We start from the raw sequence: 23,131 nt of genomic DNA, 5'->3' as shown, positions 1-23,131 counted from the left end.
CAGCACCACCGAAGCACCCGCACCAGACCACCAGCACCAGACCCAGCACCACCGGATCCAGCAGCTCCGGATCCGGATCGATCGATTCGAAAGGGAACAGCATGAGCATCAGCAAGCACGGCAGAGCCGCCGGCTTCATCGCGACGGGAGCCGTCGCGGCCCTCCTCCTCGCCGGCTGCAGCGCCGGGGGCGACGCCGCCACCGAACTGTCCGACGAGCCCGTCACCCTCCGCTTCACCTGGTGGGGCAACGACGCCCGTACGGCGGCCACCCAGGAGGTCATCGCGGCCTTCGAGAAGGAGTATCCGAACATCACCATCGAGCCGCAGTTCACGGACTGGGCCGGCTACTGGGACAAGCTCGCCACCGAGACGGCGGCGAACGACACCCCCGACATCATCCAGATGGACGAGAAGTACATCGCCACCTACGGCGACCGGGGCGCGCTCCTCGACCTGAACACGGTCACCGACCAGCTCGACCTCGGCGACTTCCCCAAGGAGACGCTGACGTCCGGCACGGTCAACGACTCGCTCTACGGCGTCCCCTCGGGCATCACGAGCTACTCCTTCGTCGTGAACCCCGACCTCCTCGCCTCGGCCGGCATCGAGATGCCCGACGACGAGACCTGGACGTGGGACGACTTCACCGAGCTGAGCGAGCAGGTCTCGGCAGCCGGTGGCGGATCGATCTACGGCTTCCAGCCCTTCGGCTTCGAGGACGGCGGCCTGAACAACTGGGCCCGTCAGCACGGCGACGAGCTGTACAACGACAAGGGCGAGGTGTCCATCAAGCCGGAGACCCTGTCCTCCTGGTGGACCTACCTCCTCGACCTCGTGAACGCGGGAGCGACGCCGTCGCCCTCCGCGATCATCGAGAAGCAGGCCGGTGGGCTCGCCGAGTCCTTCACCGCGACCAACTCGGCCGCGTTCGCCCCCTGGTGGAACAGCCAGCTGACGGCCCTGACCGAGGCGAGCGGGTCGCCGCTCGAGCTCCTGCGGGTGCCGACGGTGGACGGCGGCGCCGATGGTTCCGCGTACTACAAGCCGTCGATGTACTGGTCGGCGTCCGCCCGGACCGAGCACCCCGCCGAGGCTGCGCTGTTCATCGACTTCCTCGCCAACAGCGAGACCGCGGCCGACTCGCTCCTCACCGAGCGCGGCGTCCCGGCCAACACGAAGATCCGCGAATACATCACGCCGAAGCTGGCCGAGACCGACCAGGCGGTCGTCGAGTTCCTCGACGGGCTCGCCGACGACATCGGTGAGCCGCCGACCGTCACGCCTGCCGGTGGCAGCGCGATCGAGGCGCTCGTCAAGCAGTACACCGAGCAGGTCCTCTTCGGGAAGAACACGCCCGACCAGGCCGCCGAGGGGTTCATCAAGGACCTCAAGGCCGCCGTCGCAGCCGGCTGATCCTGCCACAGCCCTTCGACAGGCTCAGGGAACCGACGTTCGGTCCCTGAGCCTGTCGATCGGCAGCTCCACCACCGCTTCATCCGAGGGGATCCCGTGACCACCGACCACCGCCCCCGTCCGACCGGTCTCGCGCTGACGCACGAGGTCGGTTCGGCCATCACCGTGCACCTCGACGGGATCGACATCCTGCGGTACACCTACCGTCCGGACACGGTCCAGCGCGAGTCGCCGAAGCCGTATCTCCACCCGGTGCGGACCGCCGGCGGAGCACTCGTGACGCTGGCCAGACCGCACGACCACGTCTGGCACACCGGGATCGCCTGGGCCCTCCCGCACGTCGGCGACGACAACTTCTGGGGCGGCCCGACCTTCACCGGGACCGCCTACGAACAACTCGCGAACAACGGTCGCTCCGAGCACGTCGCGGTCACGGACGCCCGTGCCGACCCGGGCGAGGTGCGGTTCGCGCACACGCTCAGCGTGGATCACGGAGGACGGTCGGCACCTCGTCGACGAGGAGCGCGCGCTCACCGTGCGACCGGCCGCCGGCGACTGGACGCTGACCTTCGAGACCCGGATGCGCAACGTCTCCGGCCGGGACCTGTCGATCGGATCGCCCACGACGAAGGGGCGGGAGAACGCCGGCTACGGCGGGCTCTTCTGGCGCGGCCCGCGATCCTTCACCGGCGGCACCCTGCACACCCCCGACGGGAGCGGCGGTGAGGAGCTCCGCGGCACCCGCCACGCGTGGATGGGGTTCACCGGCCTCCACGACGGAACGGCCGCGGCGTCGAGCATCGTCATCGTCGACGACGTGCGGAACCCCGCGCACCCGCCGCAGTGGTTCGCGCGCACCGAGGAGTTCGCCGGCCTCTGCCCGGCCCCGTTCTTCAGCGAGGAGCTGCCCTTCGGAGCCGACGAGACCCTCGAGTTCCGCTACGCCGTCGTCGTCGCCGACGGTGCAGCCGGGGACGGCCGGGCCGCGGCGCTCGCCGCATCAGGTCGAGACGCGCTCGAACGGTCGCGTTCGGGCCGTGCCGATCACCACGACAGCGCGCCGACCACAGCGCCCGCCGCACCGACCCGGAAGGACCCACACGCATGACCACGACCCGCGAACGCTACGCCCTCATCGGCACCGGACACCGCTCGCAGATGTACCTCGACGCCATCGTCGGCCCGCACGCCGACGTCGCCGAGCTCGTCGCCTGGAGCGACAGCAACCCCGGCCGGCTCGACCACTACGAGGCGGTCCTCGCCGAGCAGGGTGTCGCGCTGCCGGCTCGATACGGCCCTGACGACGTCGAGCGGCTCATCGCCGAGCAGCGCGTCGACCGGGTGATCGTGACGACCCCCGACTTCACGCACGCCGAGATCGTCTCGCGCGCGCTCCTCGCCGGTGCCGACGTCGTCGTCGAGAAGCCGCTCACCATCGACCGTGAGGGCGTCGAGCGCATTGCAGCGGCCGTCGCCGAGAGCGGCCGGAACGTCGTGACGACCTTCAACTACCGCTACAGCCCGCGGAACTCGGAGCTGCGCCGCATCGTGCAGGACGGTGGGATCGGACGGGTGACGAGCGTGCACTTCGAGTGGGTGCTCGACACCGTGCACGGCGCCGACTACTTCCGTCGCTGGCACCGCGAGAAGGAGCACTCCGGCGGGCTCCTCATCCACAAGGCGTCGCATCACTTCGACCTCGTCAACTGGTGGATCGGGGCTCGGCCGGCCTCCGTCTACGCCACCGGAGGACTCCGCTTCTACGGTGACGCCAACGCGGCCGAGCGCGGGCTCGCGGGGCGTCCCGGGCGTGGATCGGTGCCGGACGACGCCGAGGCGGCGGCTCGCGGGCGCTCGAACGACCCGTTCGCCCTCGACCTCCGTGACGACCCGCGGCTCGAGTCGCTCTACCTGCGGGCCGAGCAGCACGACGGGTACCTGCGCGACCGCGACGTCTTCTCGCCCGGGATCGACATCGAGGACAACCTGTCCGTCCTCGTCGAGTACGACGGTGGCGCCTCGCTCAGCTACTCCCTGAACGCCCACGCGCCGTGGGAGGGGTATCGCGTCGCCATCAACGGGACGGAGGGCAGGGTCGAGCTCGAGGTCGTGGAGCGCGCCGCCGTGCTCGTGGGGGCCGACGGGCGCGTCGTCCTCGACCCGAGCCTGAGCGGCGACGGCGAGACCGCGGACGGCGCCGCGTCCGTCGCGCCGGTGCGCTCGCGCGGGGAACGCCTCGTGCTGCAACGCCACTGGGAGGAGGCCCGCGAGATCGAGATCCCCGAGGGCGTCGGCGGACACGGCGGCGGCGACGCGTTCCTGCTGCGGCACCTGTTCGACCGCGTCACCGAGGACGAACTGGGACGGCCCGCCGGCTACGACGACGGCGTGCGGGCGATCTCGGTCGGCATCGCCGGGAACGAGTCGCTGCTGACCGGGCGTCCGGTCGCGACGATCGCGCCGTGAGCTCCGGCCCGGAGGCCGGCACCGGCGCTGACGCGGACGTCGGGTCGACCCCGGCCGCTGAGCCGGTGACCGAGCCCGCCCAGATCACCGAGTCCGTCCCGGCCGGTGAGACTGTTCCGGTCGCTGAGCCCGTCCCGGTCGCCGAGCCTGTCCCGGTCACCGAGCCTGTCGAGGTGCGGTCCCGGACAGGGTCGGTCCCGGCCCCGGATGCTGCCTTGCGGGACGGTCCCGTACCGGTCGGCGTCCCGGTCGCTAGCCACGTCCCGGTCGTGGACCATGTCCCGGTCACCGAGCCCGTCGAGGTGCGGTCCCGACCGGTCACACCTCCACCTGCGCGCGACCCCGATCTGCGGGCGCTCGCCGCCCGGTTCCGCGAGTCGATCCGGGGCATCAGAGTAACCCGGGCAGACCGGATCGCTCGGCGCCACGCGCACGCGCCTCGCCGAGGTCCTCGGTGTCCTCCCGCGACCGGCGCAGCCCGAGCCGCCCGAGGAGCTCGGCAGCTGGACCCGCGACGGCGTCGACGGGGTCGAACTCCGCTGGTCGACCGGGTTCGGCGCGTCGACGTCGGCGTGGCTCCTGCGGCCGGCCGGCGAGACCGGCGTGCTCCCGGGTGCGCTGGCCCTGCACGACCACGGTGGGTTCACGCGCGTCGGGCGGGAGAAACTCGCTGACGGACCCGATGGTGTCCCTGCCACCTCGGCCGTCACGCGCGAGGAGTTGCAGGCGTTCCGCGACCGCTACTACGGAGGCCGCGCCGTCGCGTCCGACCTCGCGCGCGACGGGTTCGCCGTGCTCGTCCACGATGCGTTCGGGTGGGGCTCCCGGCGGATCCCGGACGAGGCCGTCGCCGAACGCTTCCATCGGACCGTCGACCTGCAGCTCGCCGGTCGTCGGGCCGCGTCGGTGCAGCGCGGGGATGGAGGCCGCGGCGGTGTCGCCCGGGCAGCGGTCCGAGCTCCTCGCGGCGGCCAACGAGCCGCAGCTCGCGAAGGAGCTGGGCGTCCTGGGCACCTCGCTCGCCGGTCTCGTCCTCCGCGACGACCTCATCGCGCTCGACCAGCTGGCGGCCGCGCCCGGGGTCCGTTCCGGAGCCGTCGCGTGCTTCGGTCTCTCCGGTGGCGGTGCCCGGGCCGTTCTGCTCGCAGCCATGGACGACCGGATCCGTGCTGCCGGCGTGGTCGCGATGATGTCGACGTTCGACGGTGTGCTCGACGGGCACGCCGATCAGCACTCGTGGTCGTTCCTCTCACCGGGGCTGTCGCGGGTCGGTGACTGGCCGGAGCTCGCATCCCTGCGCCCCCGCTTGCCGCTGCTCGTCCAGTACGCCGAGCGCGACGAGCTCTTCGAGCCGGCGGGCATGCGTGAAGCGCACGCGATCCTCACGGAGCGGTACCGGTCCGGTGGCGAGCGCTCGGCCTACACGGGCACCTTCCACGACGAACCGCACAGTTGGTCGGCACCGATGCAGGCCGAGCTGCGCGCCTGGCTCGCCGCCGCCCTCGCCTGACTCGCCCTGGTATTCGTCCCCAACTCAGGAGACGTCCGGTGTGTCGTGCCCGGGCTGGAGCGGCACGCCGGGGGAGTCCTGAGTTGGGGACGGTGGTCACGGTGTTCGCAATTCAGGACGGGTGCGGCGTGTCGGGCCCGGGGCGGGTGCTGTGGCGCACGGCGCGCCGGGTGCGTCCTGAGTTGTGAACGTGGGCGTGGGTGTGGAGTCGGTCGGGGTGTCCCCAATCTCAGGAGACGTCGTCGCGGTCGTGTCGGGCCGCTGGGCTGTGCGGCGGCGCGCCGGGGGAGTCCTGAGTTGGGGACGGTGGGTTGATCGGTGTTCGCAATTCAGGGACGGGTTGCGGCTGTGTTGCGGGCGCTCGGGAGCGGGTGCTGGTGGTCGCGGTGGCGCGCCGGGTGCGTCCTGAGTTGTGAACGGGGTGGGTGTGGTTGGTCGGGGTGTCCCCAACTCAGGAGACCTCGGGTGTGTCGTGCCCGGGCTGCGGCGGCGCGCCGGGGGAGTCCTGAGTTGGGGACGGACCGGACGGTGGTCAGGCGCGGGCTGCGGCGGGGAGCTCGAGGACGCCGTCGACGCGGCGGGGGAGACGGAGCGGGTTCGCCTCGTGCAGGGCCTCGGGGAGCACACGCTCGGGTGCGTCCTGGTAGACGATCGGACGTTGGAAGCGGCGCACCGCCGACGCACCCACCGAGGTGTGGAGCGAGGTCGTCGCCGGCCACGGTCCGCCGTGGTGCTGCGCCCAGCCGACCGCGACACCCGTCGGCCAGCCACCGAAGAGCACCCGGCCGGCGATCGGCTCGAGCCGTGACACGAGACCGGTGACGTCCTCACCGGGCGCCGCGTGCACGGTCGCCGTGAGCGCGCCACCGACCTCGGCCAGGACCGCGTGCAGCTCGGCGTCGTCGGCGACCTCGATGACGAGCGTCGCCGGCCCGAAGATCTCCTCGAGCAGGACGTCGGGCGCGTCGAGCACCGTCGCGGCGGTGGTCGCGAGGACGGTCGGAACGCCGGAATCCGCAGCCGCCGTCTCGCCGCCGAGGAGCGTCCGCACCCCGGGATGGCCGGCGGCGCGAGCGGTGCCCGCGGCATACGCCTCGGCGATGCCCGGCGTGAGCATGCGCCCGGCGACGGTGTCCGCCGCGGCCTGCGCGACGAGCTCGGCGAACCCGCTGCCGCTCGGCACGAGGACGAGACCGGGGTTCGTGCAGAACTGCCCCACACCGAGCGTGAACGACGCCGCCAGCCCACGCGCGAGGTCCGCCGCCGCCTCGCCCTGCAGTGCGGCCGCGGTGATGACGACCGGGTTCGTGCTGCCGAGCTCGCCGTAGAACGGGATCGGGGCCGGCCGCTGCGACGCCAGGTCGAACAGTGCGCGCCCGCCGGCGAGTGAGCCCGTGAACCCGACCGCGGTGATCGCCGGATGCTGCACGAGGGCGGTGCCCTGCTCGCGACCCTCGACGAGCGCGAACGTGCCGTCCGGGGCGCCGGCCGAGCGCAACGCCTCGACCACGATCGCCGCGGTCAGCCGGGAGAGTCGCGGGTGGGCGGAGTGCGCTTTGACGATGACCGGACATCCGGCCGCCAGCGCCGACGCCGTGTCGCCGCCGGCGACCGAGAACGCGAACGGGAAGTTCGACGCGCTGAAGACCGCCACCGGTCCCGTCGGCCGGAGCATCCGTCGCAGCTCCGGCTTGGGCGGGGTGGCGGAGGCGTCAGCGTGGTCGATGACGACCTCGAGGAAGGCCCCGTCGCGGAGGACGGCGGCGAACAGTCGCAGCTGGCCCGTCGTCCGCGCGACCTCGCCCGTGAGGCGCGTGGTTCCGAGGTGGGACTCCTCGTCGGCGAGTGCGACGAGCTCGTCGACCCGGGCGTCGAGGGCGTCGGCGACGGCCTCGAGCCAGGCGGCCCGGGTCGAGGGCACCGTGGATGCGAGCTCGGAGGAGGCCGCGGCTGCTGCCGCGCCGACGTCGTCGACGGTCGGAACGGCGGCACGTCCCGCGCCGGACGCGGCGTCGCCAGCGTGACCTGCGGGCGTGACGGTGCCGCCGCCGGGGCCCACGCTGCTGCTGCTGCTGCGTGCTCGTTGCCGTTGCCGCGGCCGTCGGTACCGTTGTCGTTGCCGTCGTTGCCGTCGTTGCCGTCCGTCGCCGTCGTTGCCGTCGGTGTCGTCGATACGGCCGCCGACGCCGTTCGGGTCGTCGGTGCGCGCCCTGGCGGGGGTGGTGTGGTCGATCGTGCCGGTGCTGTGGTCGGTGTCGTGCATGGTGATGGCTCCTCGAGGATGCGGATGCGACAGGTGATGATTTGGGCGTCTGGTCGGCCGGCGGGCCGGGCGGCGGACGGGGTCAGTGCGCGACGGCAGTGGTCTCCGCGGCCCGGTCGCGGATCACGAAGCCGAGGCCGGGTCGCTGCTCGACCTGCACCCGGCCCTCGGCGATGGTGACCGGCCCGGGCGGGTCGATGGCGCCGATCGCGACGAAGCCCGCGTCCTCGACGTCCTCGACCTCGGTGCGCTGCGGGAGGGCGAGGGCGAGCTGTCCGGAGAGGTCGGGGAGCAGGTGCGGCGCGAGCGTCAGCCCGGCGTCGTCGACGAGCGCGGCGATCGCGAGGAAGGGGGTGATGCCGCCGACGCGGACCACGTTCGGTTGCAGGACGTCGGCGACGCCACGGTCGACGAGGTCGCGGAACCGGTGGATCGTGTGCACGTTCTCGCCCAGAGCGATCGGGATGTCGGTCGCCTGACGCAGCCGTTCGTATCCCGCGGTGTCGTCGGAGCGCAGCGGCTCCTCGATCCAGGCCGGGTCGACGACACCGAGCCGTTCCAGGGACGAGACCGCTTGGTCGACGTCCCAGCGCTGGTTCGCGTCGATCATGAGCCGGCGGTCCGGTCCGAGCAGTTCGCGCACCATCGTCACGCGGTCGACGTCCTCGGCGAGGTCGGGCTTGCCGACCTTGATCTTGACGGCGTCGTAGCCCGCCGCGATCCACCGCTCGACCTGCGCGGCGAGCGAGGCGGCGTCGAGGTGGAGGTTCACGCCGCTGCCGTACGCCCGGACCGTGTCGCGTCGACGGCCGAGGAGGTCGGAGAGCCCGAGCCCGGCCCGTCGTCCACGGAGGTCCCAGAGCGCGGTGTCGAGCCCGGCGAGCGCGATCGTCGTGATCCCGCCGCCACCGGCCTCGTGCAGATGCGCCCACAACCGGGGCCACAGCGCTTCGGGGTCGGTCGTCGATCCGACGGCGGCGGCGGAGATGTCGTCGTCGAGCAACGCCCGGACGGCCGTGGCTCCGATGGTCGGCGTCCACGTGAAGCCCGACCCGGTCGCCCCCTCGTCGTCGACGACGTCCACGCGGATGAGATGCAGCCACGGGGCTTCGGGCACCCAGGGGCGCGGCATGGCGAACCGGCCGAGCGAGGTGGTGATGGAGGCGATCCCGGGCATCGTCAGCGCCCTGCGGCCAGCGTCGCGTGCTCGGCGACGAGGTCGGCACCGGTCGCGAGGAGTGCCTCCAGGCGGTCGGTCTGCTCGGGGGTCGGATCGACGAAGGGCGACCGCACGGAACCGACCGGCAGGCCGCCGAGCCGGACGCCGGCCTTGATGAGCGACACGGCGAAGCCGGGGGTCTCGTCGCGGAGGGCGACCAGCGGCCGGTAGAACTCGCGGAGCAGGCGCTCGCGCAGCGGTTCGTCGTGCTCGGTGTACGCGCGGTAGAACAGCGTCGCGAGCTCGGGCAGCATGGCGAAGACGGCCGAGGAGTAGAGCGGGATGCCGATGCCGCGGTAGGCGGCCTGCGTGAGCTCGGCGGTGAGGAGGCCGTTGAAGAAGGCGAAGTCATCGCGTCCCTCCTCGTGCACCGCCAGCACGATGTCCTGGGCGGCCGCGACGTCGCCGACGCCGTCCTTGAAACCGACGACCTGCGGGTTGCGGGCGAGGTGGCGCATCGTCGCCGTCGTGTACCGGGCGTTGTTCCGGTGGTAGACGATCGCCGGGAGGCTCGTCGCCGAGAGGACGTCCTCGACGTACGCCTGCAGACCGGCCGCCGGCCCGGAGACGAGGTACGGCGGCATGAGCAGGATCGCGTCGGCTCCCGCCTCTTCGGCGGCCACCGCGAGTTCCTTGGCGGTCGCCACGCCTCCTCCGGCGCCACCGATGACCGGGACGGCGCCGTCGACGACCTCGACGGTCCGCCGGACGACGCGGGCGGCCTCCGACGGCGACATCGCGTGCAGCTCGCCGGTGCCGCAGGCGGGGAACACCCCACCGGGCCGGTGTTCGAGTCGCGACTCGAGGTGGGTGCCGAGGAGCCCAAGGTCGACCTCGCCCGCGGCGTCGAAGGGGGTGATCGGGAAGTACAGGACGCCGTCGAAGGCGAGCGGTGCTGGCATGGTGGAGGTCCTCGTCATCGTGGGGCTGGGGCTGGAACAGGAGTGGTGGCCGGCCGGCCGGTGTCGGCGGCGAGCAGATCGGTGAGCCGGGCCGCCTCGGCGGGGCTGAGTGCGGATCGCCAGTCGTGCTCCGGGCGCCACCCGAGGTGGGCGGTGGCCTTCGCGCTGCTGAAGGCGGCGGCTCGGTCGACGAGTCCGTCGGCGAATCCGGCGGTGCTCGGGACCTGCGCGGGCAGCAGGGTGGACAGGGGTGCGAGGGCCAGGGCGTCGTCGGCGCCGACGAAGTACACCTCGCCGGAGTGTCGGGCTTCGGCACGATCGATCCAGGCGGCGACGAACCGGCCGGCGTCACGCGCGTCCACGTAGTTGTAGAGGGAGACGGCCGCGAGTGCGGGATCGGCGAGCCGGTCGACGATGGTGTGCCCCTGCTGCGTCGGCGCGCCCTCCCACTCCTCCGGGGAGACGACGAAGCACGGCCGGAACGCACCGGTCACGACGGCGTCGCCGTGGGCTCGGGCGAGCATCGCGACCGTCGACTCGATCGCGACCTTCGACAGCGCGTAGGCGTTCCACGGGGCGACCCGGTGCTCCTCGGTGATGGGGAGCGCCTCGGGCGTCCACCCGTGCGGGGCGCCGTAGCCGATGACGGTCGGGCTGCTCGCGGCCAGCAGCCTGGTCGCCCCGGCGGCGATCCCGGCGGTGAGGGCGGTGAAGGCGAGCGTCTGGTTGGTCGCCAGGATGACGTGCTCCGGCGCGCTGAACGGCACCGCGATCGCCGCCAGGTGCACCACGGCGTCGGGCCGCAGGGTGGCGAAGAGCTCGTGGGTCGCATCGTGGTCGAGGAGGTCTGCGGTCCGGCCCTCGACACCGGGGAGTCCGGGGTCGGTCCGATCGACGGAGACGACCTCGTGGCCTGCTTGGGCGAGGGCGCTCGCGACGCTCCGCCCGAGTCGTCCTGCACCGCCGGTGACGATGATGCGCATCGGTGTCCTCTCTGACCACGTCCGGGTCGACCGGGTCGACCACGCAAACCGGGAAACCGGTTTCTCGGAGCGAGCCTATAGGATGATTGAGAACGGCACCACCCGTGACGAGTTGAACGAGGACGTATGAGCAACCGGTTCCCCAGTGCTGGCCCGACGCCGACGATCTCGGACGTCGCCGTGGAGGCGGGCGTCTCGAAGGCCACCGTGTCGCGGGTGCTCAACGGGAAGGCGACCGTCGACGCGGCGATCGCCGACCGCGTCCTCGCCGCGGTGGACGCCCTCGGCTACCGCCCGAGCATGCTGGCCCGAAGCCTGTCGCTCGGCCGCACGAACACCATCGGGGTCGTCGTGCCCGACCTCGAGAACCCGATGTTCCAGGAGATCCTGCGCGGGGTCACCCGGGCCGCGGCGGCCGACGGCTACCGCGTCCTCGTGACCGACACCGAGGAGGACCCGACCGACGAGGCGGCGGCGGCCCGCGAAGCCCGTCGTCGCTGCGACGCGATCGTCCTCTGCTCACCCCGTCTGGCCGAGCCGGAGCTTCGAGCGCTGCTCGCCGAACTCCACCCGGTCGTGCTCGTCAACCGCGAGCTCGCCGACTCGCCCGTGCCGTCGGTGTCCATCGACTACGCCAGCGGCATGGAGCAGGTGCTCGCCGAGCTGCACGCGCTCGGGCACCGGCGCATCCTGTACCTCGCGGGTCCCACCGCGAGTCAGGGCGATCGCCTCCGACGGGTCGGCATCGCCCGCGCGCGCTCGGACCACGACGACCTCTCCGTCGACATCGTGACGGCCGGATCAGCGCTGGTGGACGGCGCGGCGGTCGTCGACACGGTGGTGCAGCACGACGCGACCGCCGTCGTCGCCTTCAACGACCTCGTCGCCCTCGGGCTCGTCTCGGCGCTCCGCGGTGCCGGTGTGTCCGTCCCCTCGGCGCTCAGTGTGGTCGGCTTCGACGACATCCCGTTCGCGGCGTTCGCGGTGCCGGCGCTCAGCACGGTGTCCGTCCCGCGACGCGAGCTCGGCGCCGAGGCGTGGACCAGACTGCGCGACACGATCGGCGGTGCGGAGGGTGGACACCCGCTCGTCTTCCGGCCCCGGTTCGTCGCCCGGGAGAGCGCCGCCGCCCGCCCGGCCGCGAGTCCGCCCGTCTGGCGTGGAACCGACCACCCCATTTCACCGGAGCTGACCGCCCGGCTCGGCGACCGCGAGGTCCTCGTCCTCCACGACGGCAGCGGCCTCGAACCGACCGACGCCCCGCGACCGTTCGCACACCCCGTCACGTCGCTCGGCGGGACCGTCGTCACGGAATCCGCTCCCGAGGACCACCCCCACCATGTCGGACTCTCGATGGCCGTCGCCGACGTCGACGGCGTCTCCTACTGGGGCGGTCGCACCTACGTCGCCGGGCAGGGGTCGACGATGCTCGACAACCACGGTGTCCAGCGCGTCACCGAGACCGAGGTGGACGCCGGTGTGCTGCGTCAGTCGCTCGACTGGATCGGACGCGACGGGACGACGCAGCTGAGGGAGTCGCGCCGCACGGTCGTCGAGGAGTTCGCCGTGCCCGCACCCGGCGTCGGGAGCGGGAGGTCGGCGCTCCGCGTCGCCGTCTCCAGCGTCCTCCAGACGACGGGATCGACGGTGACGATCGGATCGCCGGCCACGAACGGCCGCGAAGGTGCCGGCTACGGCGGATGGTTCTGGCGGTTGCCCGCGGACGCCCACCGGTCCGTCCTCAGCGCTGACGGACCGGGGGAGTCGACCGCGCACGGCTCGCGTGCGGCCTGGGTCGCCTTCGTCCTCGACGCCGACGGGAGCGCTGACACACAGACGGGCGACACCACCGAGCCCGCCCCGACGCCGCCTCGACGCCCCACCACGGTCCTGTTCCGACAGCCCGCAGCGAACGCCTTCCCCTGGTTCGTCCGTGCGGCCGAGTACCCGGGTATCGGGGTCTCGCTCGCCGCCACCAGCCGCACCACCATCACCGCCGACACCCCGCTCGTCACCGGTCTGGAGGCGGTCGTCGTCGACGGCGCTCTGGACGCGCAGCAGGCGGACGCCATCCACCGTGCGCTCCTCACCGCCGAGGAACGCAGCACCGAACCGCGCAGTATTGAACCGCGCAGCACAGGGAGTGACGCATGACCAGCACCGACCACGCCACCGCCACCACCGCCCCGACCGTCGTGGTCGTCGGGATCCACGGCCATGGCGCCAGTCACGTGGCGGCAGCCAGGGCGCTCGCCGCGACCGGCGCGATCCGCCTCGTCGGACTCGTCGATCGGACCTTCACCGAGGAGGACCGCGCTGCCGGGGACGCGCCGCTCCGCGACTCGCTCGAGGAGTGCTTCGCCGCCGGGCGGGTGGACGTGGTCATCCTCTCGACCCCGATCCACACGCACCTGGACCTCGCCGTCGCCGCCCTCGAGCACGGCGCCGACGTCCTGCTCGAGAAGCCCCCGGTGACCTCGAACGACGAACTCGACCGGCTGCAGGCCACCGCCGCCCGGACCGGCGGGCTCGTGCAGGTCGGGTTCCAGAGCCTCGGATCGCACGCGATCGGCGAGATCGCGGACGTCGTCGCCGGCGGGGAGATCGGGGCCGTGACAGCACTCGAGGCGAGAGGCACCTGGGTCCGCACCGTCGGCTACTGGACGCGTGCCGCGTGGTCGGGCAGGCGCACGCTCGACGGCACACCCGTCGTGGACGGCGTCGTCACCAACCCCTTCGCGCACGCGGTCCAGACCATGCTCCGACTCGGCGGCACGACCGACCGCGCGGCGATCGCCACCATCGACCTCGACCAGTACCGGGCGAACGACATCGAGGCCGATGACACCTCGGTCGTCCGCATCACCCCACAGCGCGGTCCGATCATGACCGCGGCGCTCACCCTGTGCGCGCAGGAGACGACCGACCCGGTGGTCACGGTCCACGGAGAGCTCGGCTCGATCCGGTTCCACTACACACGCGACGAGGTCGAGCTGGTCGTCGACGGCGTCACCCTGCGACGCTGGACGACGGGCCGGACCGACCTGCTCCCCGACCTCCTCCGCGCGCGCGAGGCGGTCCGGGCTGGTGAGGATGCCGCACTCGTCAGCTCCCTGGCCGACGCGTCCGCCTTCACCGCCGTCCTCGACGCGGTCCGGTCGGCCCCAGCGCCACACCGCATCCCCGCTGATCTCGTCGAGTGGCTCGGGGCGGGCGACGAGCGCCGCCCCGTCATTCCGAGGATCGAGGAGCTCGTCGCGGAAGCGGCCGCCACCGGCAGCACCTTCGCCGAGCTCGGGACCGATTGGGCCCGGCGATGAACCACGAGCGGCCCGGTCCGGACGAGGACGACCGCCGTCGCAAACACGCCCGACTCGCGTCGCTCCTGGAGGCCCGCGGAGCAGGCACGATCGTGCTGCGGTCCGCCGCAGCGGTCAGCTGGTACCTCGACGGCTCGCGCGTCCACGTGAGCCTCGCGGCCGACCCGATCGTCGCGGTCGTGGTCTCGCCGGGCGACGCGTGGCTCGTCGCGACCTCCAACGAGGTGGACCGGCTGCAGGCCGAGGAGCTGCCCGACATCCGCGTTCGGACGGTGCCGTGGCACACGCCGATCGACGCGGTGCTGCCGAGTGGGGACGGGGTGCTGCAGGAGGCGGACGTCGCCGCCGAGCTGCGCGCCGCACGTGCGTCGCTCCTCCCGGCCGAACTCGCGCGCTTCCGTTCGCTCGGGCGGGAGACGACGTCGGCGCTCGAGACGCTCGTCGACGAGCTCGACCCCGCCCGGACGGAACGCGCGGTCGCTGCGGACCTCGCCGGGCGCCTCGTCGCAGCCGGGATCGACCCGCTCGTCCTCCTCGTCGCCGGGGAGGGCAGACTCGCCCACCGGCACCCGCTGCCGACCGAGGGGCGACTCGGTTCCCGGGCGATGCTCGTCGCCTGCGGCCGCCGCGACGGGCTCATCGTGAACCTCACGCGGTGGTTCGACGAGGGCGGCACCCCGGCGGAGCCGTTCGCCACGGACATGCAGCGCATCCGCGCCGTCGAACGCGCCTATCTCGACGCCACCGTGCCAGGTGCTTCGCTCGCCGACATCCTCCGCACGGGGAGTGCGGCGTACGCCGAGCAGGGCTTCGACGCCGACGAGTGGACGAGGCACCATCAGGGCGGTGCGGCCGGCTACGCGGGACGCGATCCGCGCGCCACGCCTGAGGCGACCGACGTCGTCCAGCTCTGGCAAGCCTTCGCCTGGAACCCGACCGCCCCCGGCGTGAAGGTCGAGGACACCGTCGTGGTCACGCCGGACGGTGTCGAGGTGCTGACGACGAGCACGGCCTCGACCCACCCGACCCCGTCCACCGTGGGAGGCTGAAGACATGACCCGGCACATCGTGATCGCACCGGACTCGTTCAAGGGCACGGCGACCGCCGCGGAGGTCGCCGAGGCGATCGCCGACGGGTGGCGGACCATTCGGCCCGACGATCTCCTGCACTCGCTCCCCATGGCCGACGGCGGCGAGGGCACGCTCGACGCCTTCGCGGCCGCCGTGCCCGGGGCGCGTCGGCACCCGATCACGGTCACCGGCCCGGTCGGCGACCCGGTGGACGCCGAGTGGCTCGAGCTGCCCGACGGTTCGGCGGTCGTGGAGCTCGCCCAGACGAGCGGGCTGACCCTGCTCGACCCCCTGCAGCCGTTCGCGGCGCACACCGTCGGCTTCGGTGAGGCCATCGCGGCCGCCCTGGACCACGGTGCGCGACGCCTCCTGCTCGCGATCGGCGGAAGCTCCAGCACGGACGGTGGAGCCGGGCTGCTCACCGCGCTCGGAGCGCGGCTGGTGGACGCCGACGGTGGACCGGTGGCGCCCGGCAACGCCGGACTCGCGACGCTCCGCGACATCGACACCGCCGGACTCCGCGCGCTGCCGCCGGACGGCGCGGTCATCCTCAGCGACGTGACCAACCCGCTGCTCGGCGACCGCGGTGCCGCTGCGGTCTTCGGCCCGCAGAAGGGCGCGACCACCGCCGACGTCGCGGTCCTCGACACCAACCTGGCCCGGTTCGTGAGCCGCGCTGCGGAGGTTTTCGGGACGGACCGTGCGGAACGCGCCGCGGCCGAACCCGGTGCCGGTGCCGCGGGCGGTGCGGGCTACGGCCTCCTGCTGTGGGGCGCCACCGCCACTTCGGGCGCGCGCGGTGTCGGCGAGGCGATCGCCCTCCCGGAAGCGGCCGCGACGGCGTCGATCGTGATCACGGGCGAGGGCCGCTTCGACGACCAGACGGCCGACGGCAAGGTCGCCTCCTGGGTCGCCGGGCTCGCGGCGGACCGGACCATGCTCGTCGCCGGGGCGATCCAGGCGCCCACCGAGGGGATCTTCCTCGCGGCGGCATCGCTCACGGCGCTGGCCGGCGGTGTCGAGGCGGCGATGGCCGAACCGCTCGTCCACCTGCGTGCGGCAGGGGCGGCACTGGCCACCCAGTACCGCCCCTGATCACGTCACGTCGGCGGCGACGTACGGTCATGCGGTGACGTCGATGAGGACCTTCCCGACCGTGTCGTCCTCGACGGCGGCGTGGGCCGCAGCCGTCTCAGCGAGCGGGAACACCGTCAGCGCCAGACCGTGGTCTTCGCCGACGGCGAGCGCGCCGTCCTCGATCGCGGCGGTGATGTCCTCAGCGGCGGCGTGGAGCGCGGCGTCGCCGACCGTGTAGAGCAGCATGAACTGGAGCCGCGTGTTGAGCCCCATGTGCGGACGGATGTCGAGCGTGACCTGGTCACCGCCGTTGTTGGCGTAGCTGACGACCGTGCCGCGCGGGGCGAGGACCGCCTGGTCGAGGGGGAGGTTCTGCGCGATCGCGACCTCCACGACGAGGTCGACGCCGTCGGGTGCCACCTCGCGGATCGCCGCGGCGGTGTCGCCCTCGCGGTAGTTCACGACGTGGTGCGCTCCCGCGGCGGTCGCGAGGCGGGCCTTCTCGTCGCTGCTGATGGTGGTGATGACCGTCGCGCCGGCCCAGCGGGCGAGCTGGATCGCGGCGTTGCCGACGGCGCCGGCACCACCCTGGACGAGGACCGTCCGGCCGTCGAGGGCACCGGGGGAGAGCCGGGCCGGGCCGTCCTGCGCGACGGTGAGGGCGCGGTGCGCGGTCATCGCGGGGACACCGAGGCTGGCACCGAGTTCGAATGACGCGGCGTCGGGCAGGGGGACCACACGGGAGACGGGCTGCACCGTGAACTCCTGGGCCGTGCCCAGCGGGCTCTCGTGCGCCGCGAGGTACACCCAGACGCGGTCGCCGACGGCGAAGGTGGTTGTGGACACCGCGTCGCCGGCGGCCGGGCCGACCGCGTCGATCACGCCGGCGCCGTCGAGGTTCGGGACGACCTCGGGGAAGGGCATGCCACCCGAGGGGCCGCCGCCGCGCCTGGTCTTCCAGTCGGTCGGGTTGACGCCGGAGAACGCGAGCTTGATGCGGACCTCGCCGGGGCCGGGCTCGGGGAGCTCGCGCTCGACGAGGTGGAGGACGGACGGGTCACCGTTGGTGGAGTAGACGATCGATCGCATACCGGGGCCAACGTCTCCGCCGCGCGGAAGATTCCGCGGTGGCACTTCGACAGGCTCAGTGACCGGGAGGGGTTCGCTCAGTGACCGGGAGGGTTCGGCCCACCGACCGGGGAGGGGATACCCGTTCCCTGAGCTTGTCGAAGGGCCCCCGGGGTGACGTTGCGTCTCGGGAGGCTTCTGCGTGTGGCACTTCGACAGGCTCAGTGACCGGGAGGGTTCGGCTCACTGACCGGGGGGTTCGCTCAGTGACCGGGTGGTGCTCGGTGACGGGGGAAGGGATGCCCGTTCCCTGAGCTTGTCGAAGGGCCCCCGGGGAGCGTTGTAGGTCGGGAGGCTCCGGTGTGTGGCACTTCGACAGGCTCAGTGACCGGCGACCGGTGCCGCCTCAGGCTCGGGCGGCGTACTGCTCCCGCGCGATCCCGGACGCGTCCGCAGCGAGAGCGTCCGCCTGGTCGGTGCCGTCGCCGGCCCCCACTGCAGCCCACGCCGGGCGAGTGCCGCTGAGCGCCCAGGCCGCCTGCACCGCGGCGCCGTCGGCGACGTACTCCCCGGGTGCCGGCACGACGACCGGCACGCCGAAGACCTCGCGAGCGATCGCCTGCACCGCCGGGTTCTGCGCCGCACCACCGATGAGGAGCACGCGCTCCGCCGTGACGCCCTGCGCGAGCACCGCGTCGAGGCCGTCGGCGAGTCCGCAGAGCAGCCCCTCGATCGCCGCTCGGGCGAGGCCCTCGCGCGTCGTCGACTCCAGGGTCATGCCGAAGAGGGTCGCCGTCGCGTCCGGCCGGTTCGGGGTGCGCTCGCCCTCGAAGTACGGCTGGAGCACGAGTCCCCGTGCCCCGGCCGGGGCCTCGAGCGCGAGTCGACCGAGTTCCGTGTGGTCGACGCCGAGCAGCGCGGCCACCGCGTCGAGGATCCGGGCGGCGTTGAGTGTCGCGATGAGCGGCAGGAACGCGCCGTCGGCCGAGGCGAACCCGGCGACGGTGCCCGAGCTGTCGCGGACCACGGCCGGCGTCACGGCGAACACCGTCCCGCTCGTGCCGATCGACACGACGACGTCGCCGGCCGTCGCCCCGAGCCCGAGGGCGGCTCCCGCGTTGTCGCCGGCACCCGCCCCGATGACGGTGTCCGGCCCGATGAGGCCGCCGTCGACACCGGTCCCTGTGGACTCCTCCGGCGCGAGCACGCGCGGCAGGATCGCATCGTGGCCGAGCGCTGCGACGAGCAGCTCGCGGTCGTACTCGCCGTCGGTGGGGGACCAGTACCCGGTGCCGGAGGCGTCGGAGCGGTCGGTCGTCAGCTCGGCGAGGTCCGCGCCGAGCGGGCTCTCGTCGGCCGGACCGAAGCCGCGCAGACGCCACGTCAGCCAGTCGTGGGGGAGTGCGACGGCGGCGACCTCGGCGGCGTTCCCGGGTTCGGCGTCGCGCAGCCAGCGCAGCTTCGTGATCGTGAAGGAGGCGACGGGGACGCACCCGGTCCGCTGGGCGAGTTCCGCAGCGCCGAACTCCGTGATGAGGTCCGTCGCGGCCTGCGCGCTCCGGGTGTCGTTCCAGAGGAGTGCCGGACGGATGACGCGTCCGTCGACGTCGAGCGCGACCATGCCGTGCTGCTGGGCCGCGACCGACACCGCGGCGACATCGGCCAACCCGCCGGCGGCGGCGGCCGCCTCCTGCAGCGCCTGCCACCACGCGGCCGGGTCGACCTCGGTGCCGGCGGGGTGCGCCGCGCGTCCTTCGCGGACGAGCGCTCCGGTCTCGGCGTCGCGGATGACGACCTTGCAGCTCTGGGTGGACGAATCGATGCCGGCGACGAGCGTCATCGCTCTCCCTGTTCTCGGTGGTGGGCGGTCGGGTGACCGCCGGGTCTGCTGTGGGGTGGAACGCGGAACGGCGTTCCGCCCCCGATCCTCTCGGATCAGGAGACGGAACGCCAGGTTCGCGGGTGTCGGTTAGCGCGCACCCATGAGGTGGTCGACCGCCAGCTGCTGCAGGCGGACGAACCCGAAGCCCTTGCCGCCGAAGTAGGCGTCGGCGTCGAAGTCCTCGTACGACGAGCGGTCGGCGAGCAACTGCTCGACGGTCTCGCCGGGGTTGAGCGTCGGCTCGCGCAGCTCGGGCACGCGGGCGGCGGCCAGCGCCTCCTGCACCTCGGGGTCGGCGCGGAACGCCTCGGCGCGCTCCTTGAGCAGCAGGTACATGCGCATGTTGGCGGCTGCGGAGTCCCACACGCCCGTGATGTCCTCGGTGCGGCTCGGCTTGTAGTCGAAGTGACGCGGGCCGTCGTACGCGGGGCCGCCGTTCACGCCACCGTGCTCGAGGAGGTCGACGAGCGAGAACGCGTTCTGCAGGTCGCCGTGACCGAAGACGAGGTCCTGGTCGTACTTGATGCCCCGCTGGCCGTTGAGGTCGATGTGGTAGAGCTTGCCCTGGTAGAGCGCCTGGGCGATGCCGGCGGTGAAGTTGAGGCCCGCCATCTGCTCGTGGCCGACCTCGGGGTTGATGCCGACGAGCTCCGGGCGCTCGAGGGTCTCGATGAACGCCATCGCGTGGCCGAGCGTCGGGAGCAGGATGTCGCCGCGGGGCTCGTTGGGCTTCGGCTCGATCGCGAAGCGGATGTCGTAACCCTTGTCGGTCACGTAGTCGCCGAGGAGGTTGACGGCCTCGCGGTAGCGCTCGAGGGCCGCCTGCACGTCCTTCGCGGAGTCGTACTCGGCGCCCTCGCGGCCGCCCCACATGACGAAGGTCTTGGCGCCGAGTTCGGCGGCGAGGTCGAGGTTGCGGAGCACCTTGCGGAGGGCGAAGCGGCGGACGGCGCGGTCGTTCGAGGTGAAGCCGCCGTCCTTGAAGACGGGCGCGCTGAACAGGTTGGTGGTCACCATCGGCACGATGACGCCGGTGTCGGCGAGCGCCTGCTTGAGACGGTCGATCTGCTTCTGGCGTTCGGCGTCGGTCGAACCGAAGGCGAAGAGGTCGTCGTCGTGGAAGGTGAGGCCGTAGGCGCCGAGGTCGTTCAGGCGGGTGACGGCCTCGACCACGTCGAGGTCGGGGCGGGTGGGGCCACCGAACGGGTCGGTCCCGTTGTAGCCGATCGTCCAGAGGCCGAAGGAGAACCGATCGGCTTTGGTGGGGGTGAGGCTCATGCGTGCAGTCCTTCAACGTCGTTGGTGAGCGGATGATTTGTTGTTAACCACAACTTATGGTCGAGACTAGCAGATCGTCGGCCGCGCGTCACCGGTCGAGTGTCGCGAAATATTTCGTTAGCATGGGCAGAACTTCTCGCTGCAGAGACGGCCGTCCGGCCCGACGGAGCGGGATCGGAGGACTCGGATGAGCGACGACCCCGCGGCGCAGACCGCTGGACCCGGTGCCGGTGGCGGGCGCGCGACCCTGTCGCGCATCGCCAGGGAGGCCTCCGTGTCGGTGTCGACCGCCTCGAAGGTGCTCAACGGGCGACCGGGGGTGTCGCCGGACACCCGGGAGATCGTCGAGCGACTCCTGGACCGCCACGGCTACAGTCGCCGCGGTGCCGAGCTCGCGCAAGGTTCGCTCATCGAGCTCGTCTTCGAGTACATCGACAGCTCCTGGTCGCTCGAGATCATCCGCGGTGTCGAGAAGGTCGCGCGTCAGCACGGCATGAGCGTCACCCTCACCGAGACGGGCGCCCGGCGTTCGACCGGCGAGGGTTGGGTCGAGAGCATCATCTCGCGGAAGCCGGTCGGGGTCATCCTCGTGTTCTCGGACATCGACCCGGCGTACCGGCGCCAGCTCCACACGCGCAACATCCCGGTCGTCGTGGTCGACCCGGCGGGGGACCCTGGCCCGGAGGTCGCCGCCATCGGCTCCACGAACTGGTCCGGCGGGATGGCCGCGACGCGCCACCTCATCGAGCTCGGACACCGCAGGATCGGGCTGATCTCGGGTCCGCAGGACCTCATGTGTTCGCGGGCGCGGGTCTCGGGCTACCGGTCCGCGCTCGAGGAGGCCGGGATCCCGCTCGACGAGACCATCCTGCGCCGCGGGGAGTTCATCCCGGAGGCCGGACGCGTCCTGGCGCTCGAACTGCTGCAGCTCGAGGACCGACCGACTGCGATCTTCGCCGGCAACGACATGCAGGCGTTCGGCGTCTACGAGGCGGCGCGCTCGCTCGGGATCTCGATCCCGGAGCAGCTGTCGGTCGTCGGGTACGACGACGTCCCGCCGGCCAAGTGGGTCGGCCCGGCCCTCACGACCATCCGGCAGCCGCTCATCGAGATGGCCGAGGAGGCGACCCGCCTGGTGCTGAAGCTCCGGTCCGAGACGGTCGACAACATCCGCCTCGACCTCGCCACCTCCCTCGTCGTCCGGGGTTCGACCGCAGCCCCGCCCACCCCGTAGCCCGCGAACTGTCACTCGCTGCTAGTCCCGAGCGGCGGGGACTGTGTCGGAGTGACAGTTCGCGGGCAGGGGTGGGGTGGGTGGGTGCGGCGCGTGCGAAAAGTTTCCAATGCGGGAGAGGGAAGTTGCGGGGAGACAGGCGGCGGGGCTAGCTTCAGGGCACCGCAGCGAAGCGATCCGGAACCCCGGGGCCGCAGCTGCGCGAGCAGCTCGGGAGCGTTGCACATGGCGGGAAGCGGACGGCCGGAACTCCGGGTCGCGATGATCGGATACGGCTTCATGGGAGCCGCACACTCGCAGGCCTGGCGCACCGCACCGCGCTTCTTCGACCTCGACGCGGAACCGGTCATGGCGACGATCGTCGGCCGCAACGCCGAGGCACTCGAGGCGGCCCGCGTGAAGTTCGGCTGGGAGTCGGCCTCGACGGACTGGCGGAGCGTCATCGCCGACCCGTCCATCGACATCGTCGACGTCTGCACGCCCGGCTCCTCGCACGTCGAGATCGCGATCGCCGCCCTCGAAGCCGGCAAGCACGTCCTCTGCGAGAAGCCGCTCGCCAACAGCGTCGAGGAGGCGGAGCTGATGGTCGCCGCGGCCGAGGCGGCGAGGGCCCGCGGCGTCCGCTCCATGGTCGGCTTCAGCTACCGTCGCGTGCCCGCCATCGGCTACGCCCGCCAGCTCATCGCGGAGGGCGCGCTCGGGGACGTCCGCCAGATCCGCGCGCTCTACCTCCAGGACTGGCTGAGCGACGCCGAGGGTCCGATGACCTGGCGCCTCGACAAGGACCAGGCCGGTTCCGGCTCGCTCGGCGACATCGGCGCGCACGCCATCGACCTCGTGCAGCACCTGACCGGTGCCCGACTCGACACCGTCAGCGGGACGCTCGCCACCTTCGTCACCGAGCGACCGCTCCTCGGCGAGACCGTCGGCCTGAGCGGGACCGCCTCGGAGGAACGCGGCGCGGTCACCGTCGACGACGCCGCCTGGTTCACCGCGAAGCTCACGGGCGGACTCGCGGACGGCGCCATCGGCGCCTTCGAAGCCACCCGCTACGCGACCGGCCGGAAGAACGCGCTCCGCATCGAGCTGAGCGGCTCCCGCGGAGCCATCGCCTTCGACCTCGAGCGGATGAACGAGCTCGAGGTGTACGACGCCACCGCTCCCGCCGGCAAGCAGGGCTTCACGCGCATCGTCGTCACCGAGCCGGAGCACCCGTACATGGCCGCCTGGTGGCCGACCGGCCACGGCATCGGCTACGAGCACCCGTTCTCGCACCAGGTGCGGGACCTCGTCCAGGCCATCACCGGCGGCACCGATCCCGAACCGTCCTTCGCCGAAGGCCTGCAGGTCCAGCGGGTCCTGCGCGCCGTCGAGTCGAGCGCCGCGAACGGCAGCGCCTGGACGCCCACCGACTGACCCGACCCCATCGCACCATCAGCAGCA

18 protein-coding genes and 1 pseudogene are annotated in these 23,131 nt (G+C 72.5%); 11 read left to right on the top strand and 8 right to left on the bottom strand.

Going from position 1 to position 23,131, the window contains the following annotated elements:
- Positions 1-101 precede the first annotated feature (101 nt).
- The 4 genes and pseudogenes from AC5JOC_RS16105 (at position 102) to AC5JOC_RS16090 (ending at position 3,881) form a co-directional block, all read left to right on the top strand.
- Positions 102-1,415, top strand: a complete 1,314-nt coding sequence (locus tag AC5JOC_RS16105) for an ABC transporter substrate-binding protein (protein ID WP_124767322.1) — start codon at positions 102-104, stop codon at positions 1,413-1,415.
- Positions 1,416-1,511: 96 nt separating this feature from the next.
- A pseudogene (locus AC5JOC_RS16100) lies at positions 1,512-1,838 on the top strand (DUF6807 family protein); the annotation flags it as partial.
- A 112-nt stretch (positions 1,839-1,950) separates the two neighbouring features.
- Positions 1,951-2,523 carry a DUF6807 family protein gene (locus AC5JOC_RS16095; RefSeq protein ID WP_494246901.1) on the top strand — a complete coding sequence of 191 codons (573 nt, stop codon included), beginning with the start codon at positions 1,951-1,953 and terminating at the stop codon, positions 2,521-2,523.
- Complete coding sequence (locus AC5JOC_RS16090; protein WP_430893670.1) at positions 2,520-3,881, top strand: Gfo/Idh/MocA family protein; 1,362 nt, start codon at positions 2,520-2,522, stop codon at positions 3,879-3,881. The genes AC5JOC_RS16095 and AC5JOC_RS16090 overlap by 4 nt, the downstream gene beginning before the upstream one ends.
- Positions 3,882-4,271: 390 nt before the next feature.
- On the opposite strand, the gene AC5JOC_RS16085 is transcribed toward AC5JOC_RS16090, so the two are convergent.
- Complete coding sequence (locus tag AC5JOC_RS16085) at positions 4,272-4,745, bottom strand: hypothetical protein (protein WP_494246815.1); 474 nt, start codon at positions 4,743-4,745, stop codon at positions 4,272-4,274.
- 55 nt (positions 4,746-4,800) lie between these two features.
- Here AC5JOC_RS16085 and AC5JOC_RS16080 point away from each other — a divergent pair, with 55 nt between their 5' ends.
- Positions 4,801-5,391 carry a dienelactone hydrolase family protein gene (locus AC5JOC_RS16080; protein ID WP_494246814.1) on the top strand — a complete coding sequence of 197 codons (591 nt, stop codon included), beginning with the start codon at positions 4,801-4,803 and terminating at the stop codon, positions 5,389-5,391.
- 532 nt (positions 5,392-5,923) lie between these two features.
- On the opposite strand, the gene AC5JOC_RS16075 is transcribed toward AC5JOC_RS16080, so the two are convergent.
- From AC5JOC_RS16075 to AC5JOC_RS16060, 4 genes are all read right to left on the bottom strand, one after another.
- Positions 5,924-7,654 (bottom strand): aldehyde dehydrogenase (NADP(+)), encoded by a 1,731-nt coding sequence (locus tag AC5JOC_RS16075; protein WP_494246813.1) that lies wholly within the window; start codon positions 7,652-7,654, stop codon positions 5,924-5,926.
- 82 nt (positions 7,655-7,736) lie between these two features.
- On the bottom strand, positions 7,737-8,831 hold the full coding sequence (locus AC5JOC_RS16070) for a mandelate racemase/muconate lactonizing enzyme family protein (protein WP_494246812.1): 1,095 nt from the start codon (positions 8,829-8,831) through the stop codon (positions 7,737-7,739).
- Between the two features lie 2 nt (positions 8,832-8,833).
- On the bottom strand, positions 8,834-9,775 hold the full coding sequence (locus AC5JOC_RS16065; RefSeq protein ID WP_124769998.1) for a 5-dehydro-4-deoxyglucarate dehydratase: 942 nt from the start codon (positions 9,773-9,775) through the stop codon (positions 8,834-8,836).
- Between the two features lie 14 nt (positions 9,776-9,789).
- A complete protein-coding gene (locus tag AC5JOC_RS16060) occupies positions 9,790-10,758 on the bottom strand; it encodes an NAD-dependent epimerase/dehydratase family protein (RefSeq protein WP_159879869.1) in 969 nt (322 codons plus the stop codon).
- 126 nt (positions 10,759-10,884) lie between these two features.
- Here AC5JOC_RS16060 and AC5JOC_RS16055 point away from each other — a divergent pair, with 126 nt between their 5' ends.
- Genes AC5JOC_RS16055 through AC5JOC_RS16040 form a run of 4 tightly spaced genes read left to right on the top strand, consistent with a single transcriptional unit; the run spans position 10,885 to position 16,244 of the window.
- On the top strand, positions 10,885-12,912 hold the full coding sequence (locus tag AC5JOC_RS16055; RefSeq protein ID WP_494246811.1) for a DUF6807 family protein: 2,028 nt from the start codon (positions 10,885-10,887) through the stop codon (positions 12,910-12,912).
- Positions 12,909-14,078, top strand: a complete 1,170-nt coding sequence (locus AC5JOC_RS16050) for a Gfo/Idh/MocA family protein (protein WP_494246810.1) — start codon at positions 12,909-12,911, stop codon at positions 14,076-14,078. Before AC5JOC_RS16055 ends, AC5JOC_RS16050 begins: the two co-directional genes overlap by 4 nt.
- Positions 14,075-15,127 carry a M24 family metallopeptidase gene (locus AC5JOC_RS16045; RefSeq protein WP_494246809.1) on the top strand — a complete coding sequence of 351 codons (1,053 nt, stop codon included), beginning with the start codon at positions 14,075-14,077 and terminating at the stop codon, positions 15,125-15,127. The genes AC5JOC_RS16050 and AC5JOC_RS16045 overlap by 4 nt, the downstream gene beginning before the upstream one ends.
- A 4-nt stretch (positions 15,128-15,131) precedes the next feature.
- Positions 15,132-16,244, top strand: a complete 1,113-nt coding sequence (locus AC5JOC_RS16040) for a glycerate kinase (protein ID WP_192019471.1) — start codon at positions 15,132-15,134, stop codon at positions 16,242-16,244.
- Positions 16,245-16,271: 27 nt separating this feature from the next.
- On the opposite strand, the gene AC5JOC_RS16035 is transcribed toward AC5JOC_RS16040, so the two are convergent.
- The 3 genes from AC5JOC_RS16035 to xylA form a co-directional block, all read right to left on the bottom strand.
- Positions 16,272-17,315, bottom strand: coding sequence for an NADPH:quinone reductase (locus AC5JOC_RS16035; RefSeq protein ID WP_494246808.1), 1,044 nt, complete (start codon positions 17,313-17,315; stop codon positions 16,272-16,274).
- 385 nt (positions 17,316-17,700) lie between these two features.
- Complete coding sequence (xylB, locus tag AC5JOC_RS16030; RefSeq protein ID WP_494246807.1) at positions 17,701-19,134, bottom strand: xylulokinase; 1,434 nt, start codon at positions 19,132-19,134, stop codon at positions 17,701-17,703.
- Positions 19,135-19,263: 129 nt separating this feature from the next.
- Positions 19,264-20,454: a xylose isomerase gene (gene xylA, locus AC5JOC_RS16025; RefSeq protein ID WP_079706764.1), complete on the bottom strand. Its 1,191-nt coding sequence runs from the start codon at positions 20,452-20,454 to the stop codon at positions 19,264-19,266.
- 187 nt (positions 20,455-20,641) lie between these two features.
- Here xylA and AC5JOC_RS16020 point away from each other — a divergent pair, with 187 nt between their 5' ends.
- Positions 20,642-21,688: a LacI family DNA-binding transcriptional regulator gene (locus AC5JOC_RS16020; protein ID WP_192005792.1), complete on the top strand. Its 1,047-nt coding sequence runs from the start codon at positions 20,642-20,644 to the stop codon at positions 21,686-21,688.
- Between the two features lie 225 nt (positions 21,689-21,913).
- On the top strand, positions 21,914-23,104 hold the full coding sequence (locus tag AC5JOC_RS16015) for a Gfo/Idh/MocA family protein (protein ID WP_494246806.1): 1,191 nt from the start codon (positions 21,914-21,916) through the stop codon (positions 23,102-23,104).
- Positions 23,105-23,131 lie beyond the last annotated feature (27 nt).

The organism is Plantibacter sp. (genome assembly GCF_059073635.1).
The sequence above is the reverse complement of the archived record's forward strand: the minus strand, read 5'-3'. Positions and strand labels throughout refer to the sequence as shown.

Bases quoted from the DNA above. Each gene is read 5' to 3' on its own strand.
- AC5JOC_RS16060 (WP_159879869.1), bottom strand. From the start codon at position 10,758: ATGCGCATCATCGTCACCGGCGGTGCAGGACGACTCGGGCGGAGCGTC.
- AC5JOC_RS16020 (WP_192005792.1), top strand. From the start codon at position 20,642: ATGAGCGACGACCCCGCGGCGCAGACCGCTGGACCCGGTGCCGGTGGC.
- AC5JOC_RS16105 (WP_124767322.1), top strand. From the start codon at position 102: ATGAGCATCAGCAAGCACGGCAGAGCCGCCGGCTTCATCGCGACGGGA.
- AC5JOC_RS16045 (WP_494246809.1), top strand. From the start codon at position 14,075: ATGAACCACGAGCGGCCCGGTCCGGACGAGGACGACCGCCGTCGCAAA.
- AC5JOC_RS16050 (WP_494246810.1), top strand. From the start codon at position 12,909: ATGACCAGCACCGACCACGCCACCGCCACCACCGCCCCGACCGTCGTG.
- AC5JOC_RS16080 (WP_494246814.1), top strand. From the start codon at position 4,801: ATGGAGGCCGCGGCGGTGTCGCCCGGGCAGCGGTCCGAGCTCCTCGCG.
- AC5JOC_RS16070 (WP_494246812.1), bottom strand. From the start codon at position 8,831: ATGCCCGGGATCGCCTCCATCACCACCTCGCTCGGCCGGTTCGCCATG.
- xylA (WP_079706764.1), bottom strand. From the start codon at position 20,454: ATGAGCCTCACCCCCACCAAAGCCGATCGGTTCTCCTTCGGCCTCTGG.
- AC5JOC_RS16075 (WP_494246813.1), bottom strand. From the start codon at position 7,654: ATGCACGACACCGACCACAGCACCGGCACGATCGACCACACCACCCCC.
- AC5JOC_RS16040 (WP_192019471.1), top strand. From the start codon at position 15,132: ATGACCCGGCACATCGTGATCGCACCGGACTCGTTCAAGGGCACGGCG.
- AC5JOC_RS16035 (WP_494246808.1), bottom strand. From the start codon at position 17,315: ATGCGATCGATCGTCTACTCCACCAACGGTGACCCGTCCGTCCTCCAC.
- AC5JOC_RS16090 (WP_430893670.1), top strand. From the start codon at position 2,520: ATGACCACGACCCGCGAACGCTACGCCCTCATCGGCACCGGACACCGC.
- AC5JOC_RS16085 (WP_494246815.1), bottom strand. From the start codon at position 4,745: ATGGAAGCGTTCGGCGACGGCCTCGTCCGGGATCCGCCGGGAGCCCCA.
- AC5JOC_RS16055 (WP_494246811.1), top strand. From the start codon at position 10,885: ATGAGCAACCGGTTCCCCAGTGCTGGCCCGACGCCGACGATCTCGGAC.
- AC5JOC_RS16015 (WP_494246806.1), top strand. From the start codon at position 21,914: ATGGCGGGAAGCGGACGGCCGGAACTCCGGGTCGCGATGATCGGATAC.
- xylB (WP_494246807.1), bottom strand. From the start codon at position 19,134: ATGACGCTCGTCGCCGGCATCGATTCGTCCACCCAGAGCTGCAAGGTC.
- AC5JOC_RS16065 (WP_124769998.1), bottom strand. From the start codon at position 9,775: ATGCCAGCACCGCTCGCCTTCGACGGCGTCCTGTACTTCCCGATCACC.